At 58.2% G+C, this 5,482-nt stretch carries 3 rRNA genes; all 3 read right to left on the bottom strand.

Features of this window, described 5'->3' with window-relative positions:
- Positions 1 to 46: 46 nt before the first annotated feature.
- Positions 47 to 163 (bottom strand): 5S ribosomal RNA (gene rrf, locus NBZ85_RS27000).
- A gap of 75 nt (positions 164 to 238) precedes the next feature.
- Positions 239 to 3,348, bottom strand: a 23S ribosomal RNA gene (locus tag NBZ85_RS26995).
- A gap of 415 nt (positions 3,349 to 3,763) precedes the next feature.
- A 16S ribosomal RNA gene (locus tag NBZ85_RS26990) occupies positions 3,764 to 5,273 on the bottom strand.
- The 16S, 23S and 5S rRNA genes sit together here, the layout of an rRNA operon.
- Between the last annotated feature and the right edge of the window lie 209 nt (positions 5,274 to 5,482).

Here is a 5,482-nt window from a genome sequence, read left to right as displayed (position 1 = left end):
ACAAGTGTGGGGTTGCCTTAAAAAGGCAACCCCACACTTTGTATAAGTCCGGCGGCGTCCTACTCTCCCACACAGTCCCCCATGCAGTACCATCGGCGCTGAAGAGCTTAGCTTCCGGGTTCGGAATGAGACCGGGCGTTTCCTCTTCGCCAAAACCACCGAAACACTATTCAACTATACAACCAGCACCCAACCGGCCATACAGCTGGGAACCGCACAGTGGACGCGTAGCATCTTCGAAGACAAGCCCTCGGCCTATTAGTACCGGTCAGCTCCATGCGTCACCGCACTTCCACCTCCGGCCTATCAACCCGATCATCTAGTCGGGGGCCTTACCAGGCTACCCTGTGGGAGACCTCATCTCGAAGCAGGCTTCCCGCTTAGATGCTTTCAGCGGTTATCCCTTCCGAACGTAGCCAACCAGCCATGCTCTTGGCAGAACAACTGGCACACCAGAGGTTCGTCCGTCCCGGTCCTCTCGTACTAGGGACAGCCCTTCTCAAGTCTCCTGCGCGCGCGGCGGATAGGGACCGAACTGTCTCACGACGTTCTAAACCCAGCTCGCGTACCGCTTTAATGGGCGAACAGCCCAACCCTTGGGACCTACTCCAGCCCCAGGATGCGACGAGCCGACATCGAGGTGCCAAACCTTGCCGTCGATATGGACTCTTGGGCAAGATCAGCCTGTTATCCCCGGGGTACCTTTTATCCGTTGAGCGACGGCGCTTCCACAAGCCACCGCCGGATCACTAGTCCCTGCTTTCGCACCTGCTCGACATGTCTGTCTCACAGTCAAGCTCCCTTGTGCACTTGCACTCGACACCTGATTGCCAACCAGGCTGAGGGAACCTTTGGGCGCCTCCGTTACTCTTTAGGAGGCAACCGCCCCAGTTAAACTACCCACCAGACACTGTCCCTGATCCGGATCACGGACCGAGGTTAGACATCCAGTACGACCAGAGTGGTATTTCAACAGTGACTCCACCAGAACTGGCGTCCCAGCTTCACAGTCTCCCACCTATCCTACACAAGCCGAACCGAACACCAATATCAAGCTATAGTAAAGGTCCCGGGGTCTTTCCGTCCTGCCGCGCGTAACGAGCATCTTTACTCGTAATGCAATTTCGCCGAGTCTGTGGTTGAGACAGTGGGAAAGTCGTTACGCCATTCGTGCAGGTCGGAACTTACCCGACAAGGAATTTCGCTACCTTAGGATGGTTATAGTTACCACCGCCGTTTACTGGCGCTTAAGTTCTGAGCTTCGCCCCAAAGAGCTAACCCGTCCCCTTAACGTTCCAGCACCGGGCAGGCGTCACTCCGTATACATCGTCTTACGACTTAGCACGGAGCTATGTTTTTAGTAAACAGTCGCTTTCCCCTGGTCTCTGCGGCCACTCCCCGCTACGGAAGCAAGTCCCTACACGGAGAACGGCCCCCCTTCTCCCGAAGTTACGGGGGCATTTTGCCGAGTTCCTTAACCACAGTTCACTCGAACGCCTTGGTATTCTCTACCTGACCACCTGTGTCGGTTTAGGGTACGGGCGGCCCTGACACTCACTAGAGGCTTTTCTCGGCAGCATGGGATCATCCACTTCGCCACAATCGGCTCGGCATCAGGTCTCAGACACATGGAAACGCGGATTTACCTACGCTCCGTCCTACACCCTTGCCCCAGGACAACCACCGCCTGGGTTGGACTACCCTCCTGCGTCACCCCATCGCTTGCCTAATACCAGCCGGGATCCCACCCTCCCAGACACATCTCCGAAAAGACACATCCGATCAGATGGTTAGCACAACCAGGTTCAGCATGGGCGCGTCAGCGCCGGTACGGGAATATCAACCCGTTGTCCATCGACTACGCCTGTCGGCCTCGCCTTAGGTCCCGACTCACCCTGGGCGGATTAGCCTGCCCCAGGAACCCTTGGTCATTCGGCGGACGGGTTTCTCACCCGTCATTCGCTACTCATGCCTGCATTCTCACTCGTATGGCATCCACGGCTGGGTCACCCCGCCGCTTCACACGCCACACGACGCTCCCCTACCCATACACACACCTGGACACCACAAGGATGCCTGGCTAACATGCGTATGCCGCAGCTTCGGCGGTGCGCTTGAGCCCCGCTACATTGTCGGCGCGGAATCACTTGACCAGTGAGCTATTACGCACTCTTTCAAGGGTGGCTGCTTCTAAGCCAACCTCCTGGTTGTCTATGCGACTCCACATCCTTTTCCACTTAGCGCACGCTTAGGGGCCTTAGCTGGCGATCTGGGCTGTTTCCCTCTCGACTACGAAGCTTATCCCCCGCAGTCTCACTGCCGCACTTCACTTACCGGCATTCGGAGTTTGGCTGACTTCAGTAAGCTTGTGGGCCCCCTAGGCCATCCAGTGCTCTACCTCCGGCAAGAAACATGCGACGCTGCACCTAAATGCATTTCGGGGAGAACCAGCTATCACCGAGTTTGATTGGCCTTTCACCCCTATCCACAGCTCATCCCCCAGGTTTTCAACCCTGGTGGGTTCGGTCCTCCACACGGTCTTACCCGCGCTTCAACCTGGCCATGGATAGATCACTCGGCTTCGGGTCTTGGACATGCGACTCAAACGCCCTATTCGGACTCGCTTTCGCTACGGCTACCCCACAACGGGTTAACCTCGCCACACATCGCAAACTCGCAGGCTCATTCTTCAAAAGGCACGCGGTCACCAGACCGAAGTCCAGCTCCCACGGATTGTAGGCACACGGTTTCAGGTACTATTTCACTCCCCTCCCGGGGTACTTTTCATCTTTCCCTCACGGTACTAGTCCGCTATCGGTCACCAGGGAGTATTTAGGCTTAGCGGGTGGTCCCGCCAGATTCACACGGAATTTCACGGGCTCCGTGCTACTTGGGAATACGTCCGGGAGGAACACTGTTTTCAGCTACAGGGCTATTACCCTCTATGGCGGTCCATTCGCATGACCTTCGCCTAACAGCGTTCTTTCTGACTCCCTGACGGAACGGCAGTCCCGTCCGGACGATCCCACAACCCCACCATCGCAACGCCTGCCGGCTATCACACGACCATGGTTTAGCCTGATCCGCTTTCGCTCACCACTACTCGCGGAATCACGGTTGTTTTCTCTTCCTGCGGGTAATGAGATGTTTCACTTCCCCGCGTTCCCTCCACATGCCCTATGTGTTCAGGCAAGGGTGACAGGATTTAAAGCCCTGCCGGGTTTCCCCATTCGGAAATCCTCGGATCACAGCTCGGTTGACAGCTCCCCGAGGCATATCGCAGCCTCCCACGTCCTTCATCGGCTCCTGGTGCCAAGACATCCACCGTGCGCCCTTAATAACTTGGCCACAAAGATGCTCGCGTCCACTGTGCAGTTCTCAACGTACGGACGGCCCCAGCCGACACGGTAGAACCCACCCCCACACGGGGGGCAGTCCCCTACCACGACCGGTCCGCTCACCAGCAGACCCCCACCACCACAACCCCCACCAGGAGGATCATGCAGAAGGGGTCACACCAGACGAGGAAGCCATACTCCCTCAGGACCCAACAGCGTGCCACGAACCACCAGCCCCCACCAAGCCCGTTCCACCCACAGCCACCCCCCGAAGGAGACAACCACGGAGTACTAGACACCCAGCAGACAACCAGCAGCCCTATCGTCAGCGTTCCACCCATGAGCAACCAGACCGGCATGCACATCCGGCCCTGGCCCTGAACCAGCCCATCCCCAACAGGACAGACCAGCCAGACGCTCCTTAGAAAGGAGGTGATCCAGCCGCACCTTCCGGTACGGCTACCTTGTTACGACTTCGTCCCAATCGCCGGTCCCACCTTCGACGGCTCCCCCCACAAGGGTTAGGCCACCGGCTTCGGGTGTTACCGACTTTCGTGACGTGACGGGCGGTGTGTACAAGGCCCGGGAACGTATTCACCGCAGCATTGCTGATCTGCGATTACTAGCGACTCCGACTTCACGGGGTCGAGTTGCAGACCCCGATCCGAACTGAGACCGGCTTTTTGGGATTCGCTCCACCTCGCGGTATCGCAGCCCTTTGTACCGGCCATTGTAGCATGTGTGCAGCCCAGGACGTAAGGGGCATGATGACTTGACGTCATCCCCACCTTCCTCCGAGTTGACCCCGGCAGTCTCCTATGAGTCCCCGACATAACTCGCTGGCAACATAGGACGAGGGTTGCGCTCGTTGCGGGACTTAACCCAACATCTCACGACACGAGCTGACGACAGCCATGCACCACCTGTGCAGGACCCTTACGGACCCCGTATCTCTACGAGATTTCCCTGCATGTCAAGCCCTGGTAAGGTTCTTCGCGTTGCATCGAATTAAGCCACATGCTCCGCCGCTTGTGCGGGCCCCCGTCAATTCCTTTGAGTTTTAGCCTTGCGGCCGTACTCCCCAGGCGGGGCGCTTAATGCGTTAGCTGCGGCACGGAGGCCGTGGAAGGTCCCCCACACCTAGCGCCCAACGTTTACGGCGTGGACTACCAGGGTATCTAATCCTGTTCGCTCCCCACGCTTTCGCTCCTTAGCGTCAGTTCCGGCCCAGAGACCCGCCTTCGCCACCGGTGTTCCTCCTGATATCTGCGCATTTCACCGCTACACCAGGAATTCCAGTCTCCCCTGCCGGACTCTAGCCTGCCCGTATCGACTGCAGGCCCGGGGTTGAGCCCCGGGTTTTCACAGCCGACGCGACAGGCCGCCTACGAGCTCTTTACGCCCAATAATTCCGGACAACGCTTGCACCCTACGTATTACCGCGGCTGCTGGCACGTAGTTGGCCGGTGCTTCTTCTGCAGGTACCGTCACTTGCGCTTCGTCCCTGCTGAAAGAGGTTTACAACCCGAAGGCCGTCATCCCCCACGCGGCGTCGCTGCGTCAGGCTTCCGCCCATTGCGCAATATTCCCCACTGCTGCCTCCCGTAGGAGTCTGGGCCGTGTCTCAGTCCCAGTGTGGCCGGTCGCCCTCTCAGGCCGGCTACCCGTCGTCGCCTTGGTAGGCCATCACCCCACCAACAAGCTGATAGGCCGCGGGCCCATCTCGAGCCGATAAATCTTTCCACACCACCAGATGCCCGGTAGCGTCATATCCGGCATTAGCCCCGGTTTCCCGAGGTTATTCCAGAGCTCGAGGCAGGTTGCCCACGTGTTACTCACCCGTTCGCCGCTAGGAGCCGAAGCCCCTCGCTCGACTTGCATGTGTTAAGCACGCCGCCAGCGTTCGTCCTGAGCCAGGATCAAACTCTCCATCAATGATTAAGAGCGCCGGGAAACCCGGCAGACCCCAACATCGACACCACATAAAGTGACGCCGTGTTCAAAGGAATCTCTCACAACCATCACCAGCCATCCCCCACACCCCGGAAAACCAGAGCAGGAAGAACAACCAGCCAGGCCATGAACGAGGTAAAACAATTGGCACTGACAATCGGCACGCTGTTGAGTTCTCAAGGAGCAGGCGC

The organism is Frankia tisae (genome assembly GCF_025403405.1).
Lineage (GTDB): Bacteria > Actinomycetota > Actinomycetes > Frankiales > Frankiaceae > Frankia > Frankia tisai.
This window is presented reverse-complemented; position numbering and strand designations above follow the sequence as displayed.